At 71.0% G+C, this 21,912-nt stretch carries 15 protein-coding genes; 11 read left to right on the plus strand and 4 right to left on the minus strand.

The genetic code is table 11. The features are described from left to right. Nucleotides 1–4 precede the first annotated feature (4 nt). The gene (locus tag ACZ7MG_RS27510) at nt 5–1,555 is read right to left on the minus strand and encodes an MFS transporter (RefSeq protein ID WP_471384812.1); all 1,551 of its coding nucleotides are present in this window, start codon (nt 1,553–1,555) and stop codon (nt 5–7) included. Between the two features lie 171 nt (nt 1,556–1,726). Between ACZ7MG_RS27510 and ACZ7MG_RS27515 the strand changes: the two genes are divergently transcribed. From ACZ7MG_RS27515 to ACZ7MG_RS27525, 3 genes are all read left to right on the plus strand, one after another. Beyond that, complete coding sequence (locus tag ACZ7MG_RS27515; protein WP_471384810.1) at nt 1,727–2,350, plus strand: TetR/AcrR family transcriptional regulator; 624 nt, start codon at nt 1,727–1,729, stop codon at nt 2,348–2,350. A gap of 82 nt (nt 2,351–2,432) precedes the next feature. Next, the gene (locus tag ACZ7MG_RS27520; RefSeq protein WP_471384808.1) at nt 2,433–3,134 is read left to right on the plus strand and encodes a ribonuclease HII; all 702 of its coding nucleotides are present in this window, start codon (nt 2,433–2,435) and stop codon (nt 3,132–3,134) included. Nucleotides 3,135–3,202: 68 nt separating this feature from the next. Beyond that, nucleotides 3,203–3,808: a hypothetical protein gene (locus ACZ7MG_RS27525; RefSeq protein ID WP_471384806.1), complete on the plus strand. Its 606-nt coding sequence runs from the start codon at nt 3,203–3,205 to the stop codon at nt 3,806–3,808. 303 nt (nt 3,809–4,111) lie between these two features. On the opposite strand, the gene ACZ7MG_RS27530 is transcribed toward ACZ7MG_RS27525, so the two are convergent. Both ACZ7MG_RS27530 and ACZ7MG_RS27535 read right to left on the minus strand, forming a co-directional pair. After that, nucleotides 4,112–4,738, minus strand: a complete 627-nt coding sequence (locus ACZ7MG_RS27530; RefSeq protein WP_086756937.1) for a hypothetical protein — start codon at nt 4,736–4,738, stop codon at nt 4,112–4,114. 254 nt (nt 4,739–4,992) lie between these two features. Then, the gene (locus tag ACZ7MG_RS27535) at nt 4,993–7,173 is read right to left on the minus strand and encodes a RecQ family ATP-dependent DNA helicase (protein ID WP_471384804.1); all 2,181 of its coding nucleotides are present in this window, start codon (nt 7,171–7,173) and stop codon (nt 4,993–4,995) included. A 133-nt stretch (nt 7,174–7,306) separates the two neighbouring features. On the opposite strand from ACZ7MG_RS27535, the gene ACZ7MG_RS27540 reads away from it, so the two are divergent. From ACZ7MG_RS27540 to ACZ7MG_RS27570, 7 genes are all read left to right on the plus strand, one after another. Then, complete coding sequence (locus ACZ7MG_RS27540; RefSeq protein WP_471384802.1) at nt 7,307–8,851, plus strand: DUF4192 domain-containing protein; 1,545 nt, start codon at nt 7,307–7,309, stop codon at nt 8,849–8,851. 827 nt (nt 8,852–9,678) lie between these two features. Continuing rightward, entirely contained in the window at nt 9,679–11,619 is a 1,941-nt protein-coding gene (locus tag ACZ7MG_RS27545; RefSeq protein WP_471384962.1) for a glycogen debranching N-terminal domain-containing protein, read from the plus strand. 151 nt (nt 11,620–11,770) lie between these two features. Beyond that, complete coding sequence (locus ACZ7MG_RS27550; protein ID WP_005481548.1) at nt 11,771–12,529, plus strand: NUDIX hydrolase; 759 nt, start codon at nt 11,771–11,773, stop codon at nt 12,527–12,529. Between the two features lie 105 nt (nt 12,530–12,634). Further along, nucleotides 12,635–14,731 (plus strand): ABC transporter ATP-binding protein, encoded by a 2,097-nt coding sequence (locus tag ACZ7MG_RS27555; protein ID WP_471384800.1) that lies wholly within the window; start codon nt 12,635–12,637, stop codon nt 14,729–14,731. A gap of 182 nt (nt 14,732–14,913) precedes the next feature. Beyond that, nucleotides 14,914–15,801 (plus strand): FadR/GntR family transcriptional regulator, encoded by an 888-nt coding sequence (locus ACZ7MG_RS27560; protein ID WP_471384798.1) that lies wholly within the window; start codon nt 14,914–14,916, stop codon nt 15,799–15,801. A gap of 563 nt (nt 15,802–16,364) precedes the next feature. Then, complete coding sequence (locus ACZ7MG_RS27565) at nt 16,365–17,909, plus strand: RNA polymerase sigma factor (protein ID WP_471384796.1); 1,545 nt, start codon at nt 16,365–16,367, stop codon at nt 17,907–17,909. A gap of 144 nt (nt 17,910–18,053) precedes the next feature. Beyond that, nucleotides 18,054–18,869 (plus strand): S1 family peptidase, encoded by an 816-nt coding sequence (locus tag ACZ7MG_RS27570; protein ID WP_471384793.1) that lies wholly within the window; start codon nt 18,054–18,056, stop codon nt 18,867–18,869. A 173-nt stretch (nt 18,870–19,042) separates the two neighbouring features. On the opposite strand, the gene ACZ7MG_RS27575 is transcribed toward ACZ7MG_RS27570, so the two are convergent. Further along, nucleotides 19,043–19,273 carry a DUF7455 domain-containing protein gene (locus ACZ7MG_RS27575; RefSeq protein WP_013000244.1) on the minus strand — a complete coding sequence of 77 codons (231 nt, stop codon included), beginning with the start codon at nt 19,271–19,273 and terminating at the stop codon, nt 19,043–19,045. Nucleotides 19,274–19,753: 480 nt separating this feature from the next. On the opposite strand from ACZ7MG_RS27575, the gene ACZ7MG_RS27580 reads away from it, so the two are divergent. Then, complete coding sequence (locus ACZ7MG_RS27580; protein WP_471384791.1) at nt 19,754–21,874, plus strand: DNA gyrase/topoisomerase IV subunit B; 2,121 nt, start codon at nt 19,754–19,756, stop codon at nt 21,872–21,874. The last annotated feature ends 38 nt before the right edge of the window (nt 21,875–21,912 follow it).

The raw sequence follows: 21,912 nt of genomic DNA on the forward strand, positions 1-21,912 counted from the left end.
CCGTTCAGCCTCCGGCGGCGGGGCCGGCCGTCCCGGAGAGGGCTTCCAGGTCGCTCTTGCGGACCCTGATCACCACGACGGCGGTGGCCAGGGCGAGTACGGCCATCGCGACGGCCGGGATGAAGGCCGTGGAGATGCCGTGGGAGAGCACTTCGTGGCTCCAGGGGGCCGGGAGCTGCTGGGTCTTGGCGAACTCGGCCTTCTGCTCGTCCGTCGCCTGCGCCATGAAGAGCTGCACCTGCTTGCCCGCCTCGTCACGACTGGCCGTGCCGAAGACCGTGGTGAGGATGGACAGGCCTAGTGAACCGCCCACCTGCTGGGTGACGTTGAGCAGACCGGACGCCGCGCCCGCCTCGTGCGGGGCGACCCCCGAGACGGCGGTCAGGGTGAGGGTCACGAAGTTCAGGCCCATACCGAAACCGAATATCACCATGGGGCCGAGCACACCGCCGACGTAGGAGCTGTCGGGGCTGATGAAGGTCTGCCAGGTCAGACCGAGCACGACGAGCGTCGAACCGGTCACCATGAACGGCTTCGGTCCGAGCACCGGCAGGAACCGCTGGGACAGACCGGCGCCCGTGACGATCGCGACGGTCACCGGCAGGAAGGCCAGGCCGGCCTCGATCGGTGTGTACCGCAGCACGTTCTGCACGAAGAGCACGATGAAGAAGAACATTCCGAACATCGCCGCGGCGAGGCTCAGCATGATCACGTACGTGCCCGAGCGATTGCGGTCGGTGAACATCCGCAGCGGGGTGATGGGCTCCTTGGCCCGCCTCTCGACGAGGCCGAACGTCAGCAGCAGGATCACCGCCGCCGCGAAGGAACCGATGGTCAGGCTGTCGCGCCAGCCCTCCTCCGCCGCGCGGATGAAGCCGTAGACCAGCGCGGCCATACCGGCGGTCGAGGTGAGCGCGCCCGCGATGTCGAACCGTCCCGGGTGCCGCTCGGACTCGCTGATGTACATCGGGGTGAGGACGGCGATCAGTACACCGATGGGCACGTTGACGAACAGCACCCACCGCCAGTCGAGCCACTCGGTGAGCATGCCGCCCGCGAGCAGGCCGATGGCGCCGCCACCCGCGGAGACCGCGGCGAAGACGCCGAACGCCCGGTTCCGCTCGGGTCCTTCGGGGAACGTCGTGGTGATGAGCGCCAAGGAGGTCGGCGACGCGATCGCCCCGCCGACGCCCTGGAGGGCCCGTGCCGCCAGCAGCTGCCAGGGCTCCTGGGCGAGCCCGCCGAGCAGCGAGGCGAGCGTGAACACGAGGATGCCGGTCATGAACACACGACGGCGGCCCAGGATGTCACCGGCCCTGCCGCCGAGGAGCAGCAGACCGCCGAAGGTGAGCGTGTAGGCGCTGACCACCCACGTCAGGTCGGTGGTGCTGAATTTGAGCGCGTCTTGAATGTGCGGGAGGGCGATGTTCACAATCGTCGCGTCGAGTACCACCATGAGTTGGCAGGCCGCGATGACGGTGAGCGCGATGCCGGGGCGCCCCTCCCGGCGGGCGGCTCCCGGCTTCTGATCCTGAATCAACGGAGAGGTTGTCACTATGGGTCCCCCACAAGTGCCTTAGTGAACGCTTGCGTTCACTGACGCGACAACGGTAGTGAGTCCCCCTTAGTGAACGCAAGCGTTCATTGAAGTCGCCGCCGTGGTGTGCGTCGCCCGTCCGATTCCGCTTCTCGTATCCCCACCCCTCGGCTCAACGGAGAAACACAGATGGTCACTTCGCGCTGGACGGCCGCTCCCGATCGGACGGCCTCCCCGCGCCGGCGCGGCGCCGTGCTCGAGCGCGCGATCCTCGATGCCGCGCTCGAACAACTCAGCACGGTCGGCTGGAGCGGCCTCACCATGGAAGGGGTGGCCGCCGGTGCCCAGACGGGCAAGGCGGCGGTCTATCGCCGCTGGCCCTCCAAGGAGGACCTGGTGGCCGACGCGCTCAAGGCCGGGCTGCCGCGTTTCGAGGAGGCGCCGGATCTCGGCACCGTGCGCGAGGATCTGCTGGAGCTGTGCCGGCAGGCGCGTGAGGCGATGTTCTCGCGGCCCGGATTCGCACTGCGATCGGTGATTCACGAATGCGACACCATCCAGGCCGAGCGCTTCCATGCCGTGATCGTCGGGGGTGTCGTGGAGCCGACGGTCAAGCTACTGAGAGAGGTCGTGGAGCGAGGAATCAGGCGGGGCGAGGTGCGGTCCGACGCGGCCAACGGCTATGTCTTCGACGCGATTCCGGCCATGATGATGTATCGCTCCAAGATGTGCGGGAGCGAATGGGGAGAGCGGGACATCGAGGAGATGATCGACCAGTTGATGGTGCCGCTGCTGTATCGGCGAGGCGTCTGAAGCGGGTCCGTGGGAGGGCTGAGGTTGCCCCGGGAAACCTGGGTGTCGGGCGGGGGTGCGGGCGGCGTAGGCTAAGGGCGCCATGCCGTACGAACCACCTACTCACGCCGTCGAGCGCTCGCTGCGCGCCACGACCGGGGCCAAGGTCATCGCCGGTGTCGACGAGGTGGGGCGCGGAGCGTGGGCCGGTCCCGTCACCGTCTGCGCGGCGGTCACCGGACTGCGCCGACCGCCCGAGGGCCTCACCGACTCCAAGCTCCTGACGATCAAGCGACGCGAGTCGCTCTCCGAGGAACTGCTGAAGTGGGTGACGTCCCACGCCCTCGGTCATGCCTCCCCGGAGGAGATCGACGACCTGGGCATGACGGCCGCGCTGCGGCTGGCCGCGGGACGGGCCCTGGAAGCGCTTCCGATACGGCCCGACGCGGTCATCCTCGACGGCAAGCACGACTACCTGGGGTCACCCTGGCGGGTCCGTACGGTGATCAAGGGCGATCAGTCCTGTGTCGCCGTGGCGGCCGCCTCGGTGATCGCCAAGGTTCAGCGCGACAAAATGATGGCCGAACTGGGTGTCGACCATGCAGACTTCGGTTTCGCGGCCAACGCCGGGTATCCGTCGCCTGTCCACAAGGCCGCGCTGGCGGAGCGGGGCCCCACCCCGTACCACCGGTTGTCGTGGGCGTATCTTGATGCGCTGCCCCAGTGGCGGCATCTCAAGAAGGCCCGCAACTGGGCGGACGGAAGCGTTCCGGAGATCGAGGGCCAGCTCGGCTTCGATTTCTGACGGATTCGTTCGCACTCATGTGCCACCCGCCGACGCGTGTCGCACCGCCGTTTGATAAAAATCAGCTCATGCCTCTCCTTCCCGAGGAGCCTCAGATTCACGAGAGTGCCCAGGGCCCGCGTGCCACTCCGGCCAGCGGCCGGGTCGCGCCGACCCCCCGTCCCGTACCCGGTCCCCGTCCCGCGGCTCCGCCGCGGCCCGGTCGTCCGGGGCCTGCCCGGCCGGTGCCGGCCCAGCGCGCGGCGCATGCCGCGGTCAAGCCCGGGCCGTCCGCTCCTGCCGCCACCCCGCAGATCCAGCTGATCCCGGCCTCGGCCGAGGGCGCGCTGGACGCCGCAGAGGAAGCCGTCGACCTGCTGCTGGAGTCGGGCCGTGCCCCCGGCGACGTGCTGGTGATCACCACCGGCGAGTCGCACCCGTGGGCCGACCACGAACTCTCCTTCGGTGAGACGGCCTACTGGGCGCAGCACGACGCGGGCGACGACGTCTTCTACGCCGATGCCTCGGCCACCGACCGGGCCGCGCCGCGCCCCGTGGTCGTGGTCGCCGTCAACGGTGGAACCGACGCCGTCACCGCACAGGCGCTGCCCAAGGCCCTCGGCCGGGCCCGGACCCTGTTGATCGTGTGCGGCGACCCGCAGACGATCAACTCGGTGCTGGGCGCCGGAGTCTGAGCGACTGCGGACCTTGCCCCGGTCGGGCCTGTCAGGGCTCACCGGGGAGCTGTCCGTGCCCGGAGAACGATCAGGGCACCGGACGACGGCCACACCCCGCGACGGGGCGCTTCGGCGTGCCCGCGGGGTGTTTCGGCATGCCCGGGAGGTGCTTGGTGAGGGGGCTCAGGGGTGCCTCAGGGGTGAGGATGGTGTCCGCTCAGGGCCCTTGCCACGCCCTCGCGGGCTGGGGCGTGGGCATGGGGCGGCTCTGTCCGGGCGCGGGTCGGCGCTGTCCGAGGCCAGGACCGCAGCCGAGGCGGCTCAGCGTGCCGCGGCCCGGCGCAGGACCTCGGACGCGACGCCCCCGGTGCGCGGCATGGGCGGTGGGGCCATGGCCGTGGCGAAGGGCTCGGCCGGTGAGTCCGCGTGGGGGCGACGGCCGCCGCGGCCCTCGCCGAGGACCTGCCAGCCGTCACGGGTCAGCGTGATGTACGCCCCGCAGCGCAGCCCGTGCAGTGTGCAGGCGTCCCGCAGTCCCCACATCCACGCCCCGTCCTCCTCCGTCCAACGCGCGTCGCCGTCACGGCAGTAGAGCAGCACGGCGGTGCGCACCGGAGTGCGCCGGCGCAGGTCGTGCGGGATGACCCGCCGCAGCTGGGCGAGGAGCGCGTTGCGGAACATCCAGCCGTCGGCCGGGGCCGGACGCCGGATGAACGAGGCGCTCGCTCTCAACCGCTCGTCCGGGTCCAGGACGGCGATGACCGCCGTCGCGGGCCGGGGCTGATGCCGCGCGTGCAGCCCGCTGACGACCTCCCGGGGATTGCGCAGCAGCGGAATCCCCGCGGCGGCCCATTCCGCGGGCTCGAGCATCCGGTTGGCGGAAGCGGCGGACAGGTCGGCAGACGTCGACACGGAGGCCGCCGAGGACGGAGCGAATCCGAAGGTCACGATCCTCCCTTCGGCTACGCGCCCACTGCGGGCGGGGGTCGGACTTGGGGGAGCGCACGCCGCAGCAGGAACCCTGCCGATTCACGGGAGGCCGTGCGGGGAGCGGACTCCAATTCTTCCTGGCGAACTTGGTTGCGGCAACGAGCAATTGGGGCCACTGGCAGTTTTGTGGTGATTCACTGCTTATATCCCTGCACAGAGAACTCGTCGGCAACGCCCAAGTGCCACAGTGCCCCGCCCGGCCAGTCTCCCGGTCACGCCCGGACGGCGAGAACGAGGGGCAACACCCCTTGTGCACCCGCACGCCGGAGCACGCGCGCGGCGACCGCGAGCGTCCAGCCCGTCTCGGTGGCATCGTCGACCAGAAGCACGGGCCCGCCGGCCTCCTGGAGGGCGACGGCAAGCTCCGGCGGCACGGTCAGCGCCCCGTCGAGCGCCTTGAGCCGTTGCGCGCTGTTGCTCCGGGTGACCTGCGACACCGCGCCCGTGTAGGCCACCGAGCCCAGCAGAGGCAGGCGGCCGATCTCGGCGATCCGTGCGCCCAGGGAACCGATCAACTGCGGCCGGGAACGGGACGCCATGGTGACCACACCCACCGGACGGGGCTGGGCGTCGGCCTGCCCGGAGGCCCAACCGCCGGGCCCCTTCGCCCAGTCGGCCAGCACGGCGACCACGGCCTTCGCCACATCGTCCGGAACCGGTCCGTCCGGGGCCTGGGGAGCGAGCATCGGCCGCAGCCTGTTGCCCCAGCCGATGTCCGACAGCCGCCCCAACGCCCGCCCCACAGCGGCCTGCTCACCGACCGGAATACGTCCCTTCAGATTGACACCGACCGCCGGCAGTCCCGTCGGCCACATCTTGCGGGGCTCGACCTCGACACCCGCGCGCCCCAACTCACCGCGCGCCGCGTCCAGCGCCGCCGGGGAGACGGAGTCCGTGAACCTGGGCTTCGTGCAGGTGTCGCACCGCCCGCACGGCACGGCCTCTTCGTCGTCCAACTGCCGCCGCAGGAACTCCATGCGGCAGCCGGGCGTCGCCACGTAGTCCCGCATGGCCTGCTGCTCGGCGGCGCGCTGCTTGGCCACCCAGGCGTAGCGCTCGGTGTCGTACGTCCAGGGGACGCCGGTGGAGATCCAGCCACCCTGCACACGGCGAACCGCACCGTCCACGTCGAGGACCTTCAGCATCGTCTCCAGCCGGGAGCGGCGCAGCTCCACCAGCGGTTCGAGGGCGGGCAGCGACAGCGGACGCTCCGCGTGCGCGAGGACGTCCAGGGTGCGGCGCACCTGGTCCTCAGGGGGGAAGGCGACCGAGGCGAAGTACTCCCAGATCGCCTGGTCCTCCTTGCCGGGCAGAAGCAGCACCTCGGCGTGCTCGACACCACGCCCCGCGCGGCCCACCTGCTGGTAGTAGGCGATGGGCGAGGACGGCGAACCGAGGTGGACCACGAAGCCCAGGTCGGGCTTGTCGAAGCCCATGCCCAGCGCGGAGGTGGCGACCAGCGCCTTGACCCGGTTGGCGAGCAGGTCCTCCTCGGCCTGCTGCCGGTCCGCGTTCTCCGTCTTGCCCGTGTACGACGCCACGGTGTGCCCGCACTGGCGGAGGAAGGCGGTGACCTCCTCGGCGGCGGCGACCGTGAGCGTGTAGATGATCCCGGAGCCCGGCAACTCCGTCAGGTGGTCGGCGAGCCAGGCCATCCGGTGGGCGGCGTCCGGCAGTTCGAGCACGCCGAGGCTGAGGCTCTCCCGGTCCAGCGGCCCCCGCAGGACCAGCGCGTCCGTGCCGCCGCCGGTGCCCAACTGCTCGGCCACGTCGGCCGTCACGCGCGCGTTGGCCGTCGCGGTGGTGGCCAGTACCGGCACGCCAGCCGGGAGGTCGGCCAGCATGGTGCGCAGCCGGCGGTAGTCGGGGCGGAAGTCGTGGCCCCAGTCCGAGATGCAGTGTGCCTCGTCGACCACAAGCAGACCGGTCGCGGCCGCCAGCTCGGGCAGGACCTGATCGCGGAAGTCCGGGTTGTTGAGCCGCTCGGGGCTCACCAGGAGCACGTCGACCGAGCCCGCGGTGACTTCCTGGCGGATCGTGTCCCACTCCTCCGTGTTCGAGGAGTTGATGGTCCGTGCCTGGATCCCGGCACGGGCGGCCGCCTCGACCTGGTTGCGCATGAGCGCGAGGAGCGGGGAGACGATCACGGTGGGGCCCGCGCCCCGCTCGCGCAGCAGCGCGGTCGCGACGAAGTACACCGCGGACTTGCCCCAGCCCGTGCGCTGCACCACCAGGGCTCTGCGCTTGTCCGCGACCAGTGCCTCGATGGCGTGCCACTGGTCCTCGCGCAGCCGCGCCGCGCCCGCCGGGGCACCGACGAGGCGGGCGAGCACGGCATCGGCGGCCGTACGCAGATCTTGGCGGTCCGTGGTGGGCAGGTCTTCGTCGCTCATGACCCCATGCAACCCGATGCCTCGGACATCGCGCGAACGAGCGGGGCGAACTGTGGACAGCTTCTGACGTGGTCATGGTCGGACTTATCCACAGGCCCAAGCGGAATTTCAAGATCCGCGAGATGGTCGCCGCATGACGAATCACAGCGAAGCAGCCGGGACCCCCGGCAACAGTGACATCAGCGGGCAGAGCGGATGCCGGGGACGCGGCGAGCCCTCCGCCTACCTGAGGCACGGAGCGACCACCACACCTCACGGGGAACCACAGGTCACCCTCCGCACAGCGGCCGAACTCGCCGATGCCCTGCCCTACCTGCTCGGATACCGCCCCGAGGACAGCATCGTCCTCGCCGCGCTGCACGACCGGGACGCACAAGGCCGGTTCGGCGGGCGCGCACGGCTGGGTATCCCGGCCCAGACGGACGACTGGCCGTCCGTGGCCCAGCAACTGGCCCATGGTCTTGTGACCGGAAGCGAGCGACGAGGGGCCAAACCGGAGAGCATGGTCGCCTTCCTCTGTCAGGACCCGGCGAGCGGGGAGTCGCCCCGCGGTGTCATGGAACGCCTGCGGCCACTCGCCCAACTGCTGCGCAGGGCCTGCGGGGCCCTGGATGTGCCGGTGGTGGAGGCCCTGTGCATCTCCGACGGCCGCTTCTGGTCCTACTGCTGCCCGGGGAACGGATGTTGTTCGGCCGAGGGACAGGCGATGGGGCTGCCCGGCACCTCCGTGCTGGCCGCCGCCGCGACCTACGCCGGCCTTCAGGTCCGGGGCACCCTGAAGGAGTTGCGGGCAAGGCTTCTGCCCTGGGAGACCGCCGCCGCGCTGCGGCAGGAAGCCGCCCTCGACTCCGCGCAGTCCGCCCTCGTCCCACGGATCCTCGACGCGGAGAGCCGCGCGGAAGTGGCGGAGGAGACCCTCGCGGTGGCACAACGCCTCATCAGGCGCCTGGCCGACGCCCCGGCGGTGTCCGGCACGCTGGAGGCGGACCTCCGCGACGACGAACTCGTCGGGCACGACGACGCGGCCACCCTGATCCTCGGACTCCAGGACCGGGCAACCCGCGATCGCGCCGCCGAATGGATGGAGGGCGACGAAGCCGAGCCGGCCCTCCGCCTGTGGCGCGTCCTCGCCCGCCGCTGCGTAGGCCCCTACGGTGAGCATGCCGCCGCCCCGCTCACCCTGGTCGGCTGGGTCGCCTGGTCGGCCGGCGACGAACTGGAGGCCCGCGAAGCCCTGGCCATGGCGCTCGCCGCAGACCCCGACTACCTCTTCGCCCGCCTCCTCCACCAGGCCTGCAACGAAGGCCTCGACCCGGAGTCCATTCGCCGCTGTCTGCGCGCGGAGCGCAGCGGACGAGGTGCGGCGGCTGCGGACGCGGGAGCAGCGACCACCGACAGCGAGAAGAGTCCGTCCGACCAGTCGCCCGGCGGCCGGCCGACGTCGGACCCGGCTTGCGTCGCCACCGGCGCTCGCCGCCGACGCAGGCCGCGCTCCGAAGGGAGTCCCGAGGCGCGCACCACCCGACGATCACCGGCCGCCGCTCAGGCCCGCCGCTCGCGTTCCGCCGACGGCAGCCCGCCCGCCGGGCGACGGCCGAGGGGCACGGCGGACGGCACGAGCGGTCGGGCACGGATCCGCCGAGGCGGTGCCGAGCGCTCCACCGAGGGGGAGACGTGACCGGACAGGTCGACTTCGGACCTGGCACGCGCGCGCTGTTCTGGATCGGGGTGTGCCTGAGCGCGCTGGCATCCTTCTGGGCTCGCGTGAACACGTCACCCTCGCTCCGGAAGCACCTCAACCCACTGTCCTGCCTCGCCGCCCGCGCGGGTGTGCCACCGCGGCCCCAGACCCACCCGAGCACACTGCCCATCGAAGCCCGCCCGAGCGCACTGCCCCACTGCGGTGCGCCGACGGGCCCACACCCTCGGTGCTGCGCGCGGATCGGTCGGCAGGCCCACTCCGGCCCTCACCCGCTCGAGCCCACCGCTGCCCGCGATCTCCCGGCCACGCAAGGGCCGCTACGACACCGGCGATCTCTCGGCTCCATCGGCTTCCCGGGACGGAGGCGTGACCCGGAGCGGAGCCGTTCCGTTCACCTGAGTGGCGGTATCCGTGGCCCCGCCTCGCCGCCCGTTCACCTCGTCCCTCTCCGGCTCCTCACCTGGTGCCGAGCGCACCCCACGCGCGCCGAAGACAGAAGAAGCCGCCCCATGCCCCTGCCCTACACGCCCGACGCCCACGACGACGTCCCGTCCTTCAGCAGGTCCGTCCCTTCCCAGGCTCGGGCCCGCAGGACCGACGCCGACGCCGCACGGACGGACATCCGCAGCCCGTCGAACCGCCCCAAGGGATCACGTCCAGGCGGCCCAGGCGGCCCAGGCGGCTCAGGCGGTGCGGTGCCTCCCGCAGCCGGCACGACTGGTTACCCGGGCCTCCCGCACCCACCCGTGGGAGGCCCGTCGGCCCCACACGCGCCGGCCTCCGCCCCGCGCCGTCCCACGGAGCTGCCACCGGCCCACACCACACTGATCTGTGTTGCCCTGCCGGGCCTCGCGATCTCGACGGACCAGGGCCAGCTGAACGGCAGCGGACTCGAGGGCTTCTACCGCGCGGGACGGCGGATGCTCTCCCGCTGCCAGGTACGGGTGGCGGGACGGGAACCGCTCGCCGTGCAGGCGCGCATGATCACGGCCGACCGCGCCCGCTTCGTGGCGACGCTGCGTATGTCCGCCGATGCCGGGCCGGACCCGGACGTCATGGTCGAGCGCACCCGGTACGCCGACGGCACCGAGCGGATCACCCTGCACAGCACGGCTCCCCGCCCCCTGCGCCTGCCCGTCGAGGTCTCCCTGGGCACGGACCTCGCGGAGTTGGGAGCCGTGGCCTCCGGCAGAGCCGGCCCGGAACTACCCGCCAGCGTGTACGACTCCGGCCTCCGTTGGTCCTGCGTGAACGGGCACTCCACGGTCACGGCCCACCCACCGCCCGCCGACGCCCTGGCCTCCGCTGGACTGCTGCGCTGGGAACTGGAACTCCCGCCCGGCGGCACCCGCAGCGTGGAGTTGCGTGTGCGACCGGACGGTGCGGGACCCATCAGACCGGTGGGACGGGGCGCGACCAGCCCACTCGCCCAGGTCGGGGTCGCGGGCGACGACCCGGCCGTCCAGGCACTGCTGCACACCTGTCTGGAGGATCTCGAAGCCCTGTTGCTGCGGGACCCCAAGAGCCCGTCGGACACCCATCTCGCGGCGGGCGCGCCCTGGCGCTGCGGCATGGCTCCGGCCGACGCGCTGGTCGCCGCCAGGATGACGCTGCCGCTCGGCACCCGCCTCGCCGCAGGCACCCTGCGCACCCTCGCCCGCACCCAACTCGGCGGCGGGGAAGCGCAGTCCGGAATGATTCCGGGCCCTCGGCGGGACGCGGGCCCGCATCTGCCGCCGGGGTGCACGGGCACCGAGGCGACCCTCCTGTTCCCGGTGCTGCTCGCGGAGGCTCGGCGATGGGGGCTGCCGGAGCAGGAGACCGAGGAGCTGCTGCCCGTCGCCGAACGCTGTCTGCGGTGGCTGCGCGGCATGGTCGGCACTGGTGCCTATCTGCCCGACCCGCGGCCTGGCGGACCGCTGCGCTGCGAGACCCAGGCACACGCCCACCGGGCCGCGCTGCTGGGCGCCGACCTCCTCGACGCGTACGGCAGGCCCGGCGGGGCCGCGCTGCGGGACTGGGCGAGAGAGCTGCGGAGCCGGTTCGGGGCGGACTTCTGGATCGAGGACCGGAGCGGGGGCAGACCTGCGGCCGCCCGCACCCCGGACGGGCGTCTCGTGCCGCACCTCGGCGCGGGCGCCGCCCACCTCCTCGACACCGGCCTGCTCGGCGCCGGAGAACAGGCTCCGGGCCTGCTCGACAAGGTGCGCACCGAACAACTGGCCCGACTGCTCGGAGGGCCCGCCATGGACTCGGGGTGGGGGCTGCGGACGTTGGGGGCGAAAGAGGCCGCGTACAACCCCTTCGGCCATCGCAGCGGTGCCGTGCGGGTGCAGGAGACGGCGGTCGCGGTGGCGGGGCTGGCCGGCGCCGGATACGAGAAGGAGGCGAGTTCGCTCCTGCGGGGCGTGCTGGCGGCGGCGGAGAGCTTCGGTCATCGGTTGCCCGAGATGTACGCGGGGGAGCAGCGGACGGCAGGGGGCGCCCCGCTCCCGCATCCGGCCGCCTGCAGACCGGCCGCGACGGCGGCGGCAGCGGGGGTGCTGCTGCTCACGACCCTCGTCGGAATCCGTCCCGACGCCCCCGCGGGGACGGTGACCCTGCGGCCGGTGCGCAGTGCGCCGCTGGGCGAGATCGGTATGACGGGACTACGGGTCGCGGGTGCCCCGTTCGCCGTGCGGGTCAGCAGGCTGGGGCTCGCGATGGTCGAGGAGGCGGCCGACGGACTGCAGTTGGGGGTGTGACCTCCCGTGACGGGTGGAGAGGACGACGGGGGTGCCGTGTCCGGGAGGCGACGGCCGGCTCGCGGGACCAGGTACCGGACAGAAGTGGATCAAGTGGGGAAGCGACCGTGAAGGGAGTGTTTATCGTCAGGCAGACGACTATGATCGCGGCATGCCCTACGACCCGTCGGACTACCCGCCCTTCGCTGTCACCGTGGACCTGGTCGTACTGACCGTCCGTCGTCACGCGCTCTGCGCGCTGACGGTACGGCGGGGCGAACAGCCGTTCCAGGGGCGGTGGGCGTTGCCCGGTGGCTTCGTGCGGCCCGACGAGGACCTGTCGCAGGCCGCGGCACGGGAGCTGGCCGAGGAGACCGGCCTGACCGCCCACGAACCGTCCGAGCCCGCGCAGGACAACGGCGCGCACCTGGAGCAGTTGGCGACCTACGGAGACCCGAAGCGGGACCCCCGGATGAGGGTCGTCAGCGTCGCCCACCTCGCCCTCGCCCCGGACCTGCCCGCACCGCGGCCGGGAGGGGATGCCAACAGCGCGCGCTGGGCGCCCGTCGAGGAGTTGCTGGAGCAGGGCGGCTACGGGCGGGACGGGGAGCCGGTGGCGCCGCTGGCCTTCGACCACGCGCAGATCCTCGCGGACGGGGTGGAGCGCGCCCGGTCCAAGATCGAGTACTCCTCGCTGGCCACGGCCTTCTGCCCGCCGGAGTTCACGGTCGGCGAGTTGCGGCGCGTCTATGAGGCGGTGTGGGGCGTGGCGCTGGATCCGCGCAACTTCCATCGCAAGGTGACGGGCACGCCCGGCTTCCTGGTGCCCACCGGAGGGACCACCACGCGGCAGGGCGGCCGCCCCGCTCAGCTCTTCCGCGCCGGCGGCGCCACCCTCCTGAACCCGCCGATGCTGCGTCCCGAGGTCTGACGCCGCGGAGCGGGATGCGCCCTGTCGCCGTGTTCGACGGCCTCGGTCGTGCGATGAACCGCGAGGCAACCGGGAAAACGGACATACCGCGCTATCTTGCTTCAGGTGATCCAGGCCATCGGATTGACCAGCAATCCCCGCAAGGAGTTTCCGCCCGCAGTCGACGACGTGTCCTTCGAGGCGCACTCCGGCCGCGTCACCGCACTCCTCGGGGCCCCCGGAGCGGGCAAGTCGACAGCGCTGAAACTCGTTCTCGAACTCCAACGGGGCCGAGGGGTCGCCTACTTCAGAGGCCGTCCCCTGCACCGCATCGCGCATCCCGCACGTGAGGTGGGAGTGCTCCTCGGGGACGTGCCCGGCCATCCCGCCCGCACGGTCCGCAACCATCTGCGCATGCTCTGCGCGGCGGCGGGACTGCCCACACGGCGTGCCGACGAAGTCCTGGAAGTCGTGGGTCTGGTCAGCCTGTGCGAGGCGCGGCTGAGCACGCTGTCGCGGGGCATGGACCGCCGCCTCGGCCTGGCCTGCGCCCTGCTGTCCGACCCGCACACCCTCGTGCTGGACGATCCGGCCGACGGGCTGGCCGTCCGAGAAGGCCGATGGCTGCACGGGATCATGCGGGCGCACGCCGGACAGGGCGGCACGGTCCTGTTCACCACCGGTGACCCCAAGGAGGCCGCGCGGATCGCCGACCGGGTCCTCACGCTCGAACGGGGCAGGCTCGTCGCCGACCAGGAAGTCGCCGAGTTCTCCCGCACCCGGCTTCGGCCCAGGGTCGCCGTCCGCACCCCGCACGCCGCCCGCCTCGGAGCCCTGCTGACCAAGGAGGCCCGGACCGCGCGGCGTTCCGTGGAGATCGTGCCGGAGGGCGGCAACCGGCTGTCGGTCTACGGGAGTACGTGCGCCGAGGTCGGCGAGATCGTGTTCCGGCACGGCATCCTGGTCCATCAACTCGCGGACGAGATCGGGGATATGGGCCCCACACCGCTGCTGGTGCCGTCGCCCGCCGACGAAGAAGCACTGGGGGCGGCCGAGAGTCCTCATGGCTCGCTTCAGGACGCCCAGGGGTCGGTCGAGGGACTTCTCGCATCCGTTCCGGCGCTCGCCGAGGAGCATCGGGCGGTTGCCGTCGAGTCGTGGAGACCGGCCGACGACGCACCCGACGTCAACTCCGCGCCTCTCGGCGACCTCGGTACACAAGATCGTTCAGTGCCGTACGCCGAGCCCGTGTCCGGTGATCACTTCGCGCCATGCGCGGATCCCGAACCCCTTGACCCGTTCACGGCGCGCGCCGAACCCGGTCCCGACGACTCCTGCGAGCTCCACGCAGCCACCGAGGACGAGGTCCACTCCGCGCAACCGCCCGCCGCCCGGCCGCCCGAGACGGTCCCGCTGCCGTCGCTCCCGCCGCCCATCGCCGTGCGCTCGGCGCCGAGCCCGCTGCGTCCGCTGCGCTACGAGCTGCGCCGGGCGGGCGGGGTCGGCACCGGGTACGTCACCGCCGCTGCCGTGCTGGTCACCTCCGCCCTCATGGCGGTGCTCCTGGCCAGGATCGGGCACACCCCGCAGCCGCGGCTGCTGGCCGCGTGGCCGAGGGAACTGCCGCTGCCGCCCGCCGCCATCGGGGCGGGGCTGCTCGGGGCCATCGCCTTCGGCGACGAATTCCGCCACCCCGCCCTGGCCGCCCACTGCGGCACGGTTCCCCGACGGCTGGGGCTGCTCATCGCGAAACTCCTCGTCGCGGCGGCAACGGCGGTGCTGCTGGCCGTCCTCACCGTGGGCTGCGACCTCGAAGTGCTCTATCTCGTCTACGGACCCGAACTGGTCGCGGTTCCCGCCGACTGGTTCCCGCTCGGCGCGAGTTGGGTCGGCCTCGTCGTGGGGTGCGCCTGGGCGGGCGTGCTCGCGGCGGGTGTCTTCCGGTCCACGTCCGCCGGGCTCGCGGCCGTGGTCGCCGTGCCCCTCGTCGTCGTACCCCTGGTGCAGAAGGCGCTGGAAGGCGCGAGTGTACGGAGCGCTGTCGGGTTTCCGATGCGGTTGCGGGAACTCGTCCTGATGCAGTGGCCCTTCGGGGGCGAGCGCTATCTGGAGGCCGTGGCGCGGGCGGTCTCCCAACCCGTGGGCGGGGCGCTGCTGTTGTCGCTGGCGGCGCTGCTGGGGGCCTACGTGCTCACGAACCTGCGCAGCCGGGTCCGGTCATGATCGTCCTCATCCATTCGTGCTCACTGTCCGTACTCTTCCGTTGGCACAATGCGCACAACTCCTCGTAGAACGCCCATTTCTTTCCGATAAGGCGTCAATTGCGACGGGGTGAGCGATCACCCTTTCGTGTGCTTTTCACCAAAGACCTCAAGGGAGTTGGGAACGCAGCCGACAAAGGATGCGTGAGTACCCTTGCGCACACCATGATGACCGCCGCCCGCTCCGCCGAATCCGGCCTCGCAGGACCGGGCGAACTCGACCGCTACCCCTACGCCGAGCGCCCCGGTGTCGACCGCGTCAGCCTCCCCGCCTGGGACGGCGCCGACCCCGAGCTGGGGCGCGTGGGCCGACGCGCCGCGGGGAGCCGCGGACGCGGGCTGCACGGCCAACTCGTCCAGCAGCTCGGCCAGATGATCGTCTCCGGCGACCTGGGCGCGGACCGCCCCCTCGTACCCGAGGAGATCGGCCAGCGGTTCGAGGTCTCCCGCACCGTCGTCCGTGAATCCCTGCGTGTCCTCGAGGCCAAGGGCCTGGTCAGCGCCCGCCCGAACGTCGGCACGCGCGTCCGCCCGGTCAGCGACTGGAACCTGCTCGACCCGGACATCATCGAGTGGCGGGCCTTCGGCCCCCAGCGCGACGACCAGCGTCGCGAGCTGAGCGAGCTGCGCTGGACGATCGAGCCGCTGGCCGCCCGCCTCGCCGCCGGGCACGGCCGCGACGACGTGCAGCAGCGCCTCGGCGACATGGTCGAGCTGATGGGCCACGCGATGGCGCAGGGCGACCCGCTGACCTTCTCGCGCGCGGACGCCGAGTTCCACTCGCTGCTCATCCAGCTCGCGGGCAACCGCATGCTGGAGCACCTCTCGGGCATCGTCTCCGCCGCCCTCCAGGTGTCCGGCGGTCCGGTCACCGGATGTGACCGGCCGACCGAGGCGACCCTGACGCACCACGCCAGGATCGTCGACGCTCTCGCCGCGGGCGACGGAGGGGCGGCCGAGGCGGCCATGCGTCAACTGCTCACCGTCCACCCCGAGGTGGAGCGTGTGGTGCCGGCGCCGCGCGAGCACTGAGGGCGCCGAGAGCGGGACAAGGGCGGCACGGCTCGGGCGCGTGCCCTACCGTGACGCCGCTCCACCGGCGGCCCCGTGCCGCCGGGCCCCATCGGATCCTCCCGGGATTCGGCGGGGCCCGGCGGCACGACCGGCGGCGGACTCCGGCGGGAGCGGTGGGTCCCGTGTGACGGACGTCCCGGGCGAGGGTGCCGGACCTCACCGGAACTCGATGGGATCGATGGGATCGATGATCCGCATTGAGGAGTTCGTTCGGGAATCGTTCGGGTACCCGTCCCAGCAGAATCGGTTGTGGCCTTGATCGATTACGTCTGGCAGTATCTGACCGCTTTTGAGCGCTTACGGGGTGTGACTCGGGCCACGCAGATTGGGCGTAACGCTCGTGGGAACAGCGCGATGACCTAAGAGGTGACAGCCGCGGAGGGAATACGGACGCCGTTCACGGCGCTGTGCATCTTCCCGGCCCCCGCCCGCACCGTCGGCCCACTCCCAAGCCGGTGGTCGGCTCCTGTCCACAGTGGACGAAGCCGGAAGCCGTTTTCCAACGTTCCGAGAGGTTGTTCGTGTCGGCCAGCACATCCCGTACGCTCCCGCCGGAGATCGCCGAGTCCGTCTCTGTCATGGCGCTCATTGAGCGGGGAAAGGCTGAGGGGCAGATCGCCGGCGACGATGTGCGTCGGGCCTTCGAAGCTGACCAGATTCCGGCCACTCAGTGGAAGAACGTACTGCGCAGCCTCAACCAGATCCTCGAGGAAGAGGGTGTGACGCTGATGGTCAGTGCCGCGGAGCCCAAGCGCACCCGAAAGAGCGTCGCAGCGAAGAGTCCGGCCAAGCGCACCGCCACCAAGACGGTCGCGGCGAAGACGGTGACCACCAAGAAGGCCACCGCCACCGCCGCTCCCGCGGTGCCCACGGCCGACGCCCCCGCCGAGGACGCCACCCCCGCCAAGAAGGCCGCCGCGAAGAAGGCGGTCGCGAAGAAGGCGGCCCCCGCCAAGAAGACCGTCGCCGCCAAGAAGACGGCGGCCAAGAAGACCACCGCCAAGAAGGACGACGCCGAGCTCGTCGACGAAGAGGTCCTCGAGGAGACCCCCGGCGGCAAGCCCGGTGAGGAGCCCGAGGGCACCGAGAACGCCGGCTTCGTGCTGTCCGACGAGGACGAGGACGACGCCCCCGCCCAGCAGGTCGCCGCCGCCGGTGCCACCGCCGACCCGGTCAAGGACTACCTCAAGCAGATCGGCAAGGTCCCGCTGCTCAACGCCGAGCAGGAGGTCGAGCTCGCCAAGCGCATCGAGGCCGGTCTGTTCGCCGAGGACAAGCTGGCCAACGCCGACAAGCTCGCCCCCAAGCTCAAGCGCGAGCTGGAGATCATCGCCGAGGACGGCCGCCGCGCCAAGAACCACCTCCTGGAGGCCAACCTCCGTCTGGTGGTCTCCCTGGCCAAGCGCTACACCGGCCGCGGCATGCTCTTCCTGGACCTGATCCAGGAGGGCAACCTCGGTCTGATCCGCGCGGTCGAGAAGTTCGACTACACCAAGGGCTACAAGTTCTCCACGTATGCCACCTGGTGGATTCGTCAGGCGATCACCCGCGCCATGGCCGACCAGGCCCGCACCATCCGTATCCCGGTGCACATGGTCGAGGTCATCAACAAGCTCGCGCGCGTGCAGCGCCAGATGCTCCAGGACCTGGGTCGCGAGCCCACGCCGGAGGAACTGGCCAAGGAACTCGACATGACCCCCGAGAAGGTCATCGAGGTCCAGAAGTACGGCCGCGAGCCCATCTCGCTGCACACCCCGCTGGGCGAGGACGGCGACAGCGAGTTCGGTGACCTCATCGAGGACTCCGAGGCCGTCGTCCCGGCCGACGCGGTCAGCTTCACGCTCCTCCAGGAGCAGCTGCACTCCGTCCTCGACACGCTCTCCGAGCGCGAGGCCGGCGTCGTCTCCATGCGCTTCGGTCTCACCGACGGTCAGCCGAAGACCCTCGACGAGATCGGCAAGGTGTACGGCGTCACGCGTGAGCGCATCCGCCAGATCGAGTCCAAGACGATGTCGAAGCTGCGTCACCCGTCGCGTTCGCAGGTTTTGCGCGACTACCTCGACTAAGGAGCATGGCACCGCCCGTGCGGTCGGCTCCGAAGGCCCGGTTCCCCCGAAGGAACCGGGCCTTCGCCGTGTGTGCGGCATGCGGAAGGCGATCCGGTGGATCACTCTGGGTGTGCCATCCATGTCCCGGAGTGAGGAGCGCGCATGCGTCGATCGTTCGCCCGACTGCTGGCCGTCGCGGCCACCACGGCCGTCATACCGCTGGCGTCACCGCCACCGGCGACGGCCGAGGTCGTCATCGGGGGTCATCCGGTCGAGGTCTCCCAGGCGCCCTGGACGGTGGCGCTGTCCAGCCGTGACCGATTCGGGGGTACGCGGGCCGGGCAGTTCTGCGGTGGTGTGGTGGTGGGCCGCTCGACTGTCCTGACGGCCGCCCACTGCCTCAGCGAGAGCGTGCTGGGAGGGCCTCCGGAGCGTGTCCCCGATCTGCGGGTCATCGCGGGCCGCGCCGAACTGCAGTCGGCCGAGGGCCAGGAGATCCCGGTGAGCGGAGCCTGGGTCAACCCCGAGTACGACCCCTATACGAACGCCGGGGACTTCGCGGTGGTGACCCTCGCCTCACCGTTGCCCGAGGACTCCGTCATCGGGTTGGCGGGGGAGGGTGACACCGCCTACGTGCCGGGCACGTCGGCTGCGGTCTACGGGTGGGGGGACACCACAGGGGCCGGCGACTACGCGCGGAGTCTGCGGGCGGCCCCGGTGAAGGTGCTGGCCGACACGGTCTGCGAGCGGGCCTATCCGGGCAGCGCGGAGGGCAGATACCTGTCCGAGTCCATGGTGTGCGCCGGGGAACAGGACGGTGGCCGGGACGCCTGCCAGGGGGACAGCGGAGGGCCGCTGGTCGCCCAGGGGAAGCTGATCGGGCTCGTGTCGTGGGGCAGCGGCTGTGGGCTCGCCGGGAACCCCGGCGTCTACACCAGGGGCTCGTACGTGGCCCGGGTGCTGGAGGAGAACCGCTGAGGCGGCGCTGAGGCACCGGACCCGGTCGCGCGCCGTGCCGTGTCTCGGCGAGGTGCGAGTGGGGTGTCGGGCCGTGTGTGCGGCACGAGAGCGGGCGGCCACCCCGTGTGTACGGGAGTGGCCGCCCGGTCACCGGCCTCGAGCCGGTGGCGGCTCGTCGTAGGTGCGAAGCGTCAGCGCTCGTCCTCTTCTGCGGTCGCGGGAGCGGCCGTGAGCCGCTCCGTCTCGTCCTGTATCTCCGCGGCGATCTTCTTGAGCTCCGGCTCGAACTTGCGGCCGTGGTGGGCGCAGAACAGCAGCTCTCCACCGCTCAGCAGGACGACGCGCAGGTAGGCCTGGGCGCCGCAGCGGTCGCATCGGTCAGCGGCCGTCAGCGGGGTCGCGGGGGTCAGAACAGTAGTCACGTCGCCTCTTCTCTAGCTCGACGAGCTGTCGTACCAGGGTCAACATCCAACCAGGCCGAAAACGTTCCCGCTCGCGGCTTTAACTCGAAAAAATCTTTCCGGGCCGGCTGTCTGCTGCCGGTTGGCGGCGAATGAGCCGTAGTGCGTGTCTTCGTGTCGTACGGGTTCGCGCTGTCTGTCGGGTGGATCCAGTGGTGGTTCTGGTGGTTGTTCTTTCGGTTGTACGGTCCTACCGGCTGGGTTGCCGTTTGTTCATGAGGACGTGCCCGGAGCCTAAATGGTTCATGCCTCGAAGGGAACGTGATATGTACTTCACCCCATCGAGGGATCGAACATGTATGCGACTCTGGACTACTCTGAGTTTCGGACGAGGGTGGCGTTACAACGGCTCTACCAGGCCTCGGTACCCTCGGACCGGCAACAGAGCCCGGCCCCGTACCCCAAAGGGCCTCACCTGAAATTCAGCGAGGAGCGAACCGCGTGACCGCCGACACGTCCGTGCCGTCCACAGCGCTGCTGACCGGAGCAGACCGGGACGGTTCCAACTACACCGCGCGGCACCTGCTCGTCCTCGAGGGGCTCGAGGCCGTGCGGAAGCGCCCCGGTATGTACATCGGCTCGACGGACAGTCGAGGCCTGATGCACTGTCTGTGGGAGATCATCGACAACTCCGTGGACGAGGCCCTCGGGGGCTACTGCGACCACATCGAGGTGATCCTCCATGACGACGCCTCCGTCGAGGTGCGCGACAACGGCCGCGGCATCCCGGTCGATGTCGAGCCCAAGACCGGCCTCTCCGGCGTCGAGGTCGTCATGACGAAGCTGCACGCCGGCGGCAAGTTCGGCGGCGGCTCGTACGCCGCCTCCGGCGGTCTGCACGGCGTGGGCGCCTCCGTGGTGAACGCGCTCTCCGCCCGCCTGGACGTCGAGGTCGACCGCAACGGCAGCACCCACGCCATCAGCTTCCGGCGCGGCGTGCCCGGCGCCTTCGCGGGCAACGGCCCGGACGCCAAGTTCGAGACCGGCGGCCTGCGCAAGGGCAAGCGGATCCCCAAGACGCGTACCGGCACACGCGTGCGCTACTGGGCCGACCGCCAGATCTTCCTCAAGGACGCCAAGCTCTCGCTGGAGCACCTGCATCAGCGCGCGCGGCAGACCGCCTTCCTGGTGCCCGGACTGACGATCGTCGTCCGCGACGAGTTCGGGCTCGGTGACGGCGGCAGCAAGGGCGAGGAGTCGTTCCGCTTCGACGGCGGGATCAGCGAGTTCTGCGAGTACCTGGCCTCCGACAAGCCCGTCTGCGACGTCCTCCGCTTCTCCGGGCAGGGCACCTTCAGGGAGACCGTGCCCGTCCTCGACGAGCACGGGCAGATGACGCCCACCCAGGTCACCCGGGAACTGGGCGTCGACGTGGCCATGCGCTGGGGCACCGGCTACGACACGACCCTCAAGTCGTTCGTGAACATCATCGCCACCCCCAAGGGCGGCACCCATGTCGCCGGCTTCGAGCAGGCCGTGGCCTCCACCATGAACGAGGTGTTGCGCGCCAAGAAGATGCTGCGTGTCGCCGAGGACGACGTCGTCAAGGACGACGCCCTGGAGGGCCTCACCGCGGTCGTCACCGTGCGTCTCGCCGAACCGCAGTTCGAGGGGCAGACCAAGGAGGTCCTCGGCACCTCGGCGGCCCGGCGCATCGTGGCGCAGGTGATCGCCAAGGAGCTCAAGGCGTTCCTGACCTCCACCAAGCGGGACGCCGCCGCTCAGGCGCGGGTCGTCATGGAGAAGGCCGTCGCGGCCGCCCGTACGCGTATCGCCGCACGTCAGCACAAGGACGCGCAGCGGCGGAAGACCGCGTTGGAGTCGTCCTCGCTGCCCGCCAAGCTCGCCGACTGCCGCAGCGACGACGTCGAGCGCAGCGAGCTGTTCATCGTCGAGGGGGACTCGGCGCTCGGTACGGCGAAGCTCGCGCGGAACTCCGAGTTCCAGGCGCTGCTGCCGATCCGGGGCAAGATCCTCAACGTTCAGAAGTCGTCCGTCACCGACATGCTCAAGAACGCCGAGTGCGGTGCGATCATCCAGGTCATAGGGGCCGGGTCCGGGCGTACGTTCGATATTGACGCGGCTCGTTACGGCAAGATCATCATGATGACCGACGCCGATGTGGACGGGTCGCACATCCGGTGTCTGCTGCTGACGCTGTTCCAGCGGTACATGCGGCCGATGGTCGAGGCGGGGCGGGTCTTCGCCGCGGTGCCGCCGCTGCACCGGATCGAACTGGTCCAGCCCAAGAAGGGGCAGGACAAGTACGTCTACACGTACTCGGACCGGGAGCTGCGCGACAAGCTGCTGGAGTTCCAGAGCAAGGGGGTCCGCTACAAGGACTCCATCCAGCGCTACAAGGGTCTCGGTGAGATGGACGCGGACCAGCTGGCGGAGACGACGATGGATCCGCGGCACCGGACGCTGCGGCGGATCAATCTGTCGGACCTGGAGGCGGCTGAGCAGGTGTTCGACCTGCTGATGGGGAACGATGTGGCGCCGCGCAAGGAGTTCATTTCGAGTTCGGCGGCCACGTTGGATCGGTCGCGGATCGACGCGTAGCCGCTGCGCTGGGCTTTGGCGGGTTCGCCTCGGGTTCG

It is taken from the genome of Streptomyces sp. NPDC107538, from assembly GCF_055657445.1.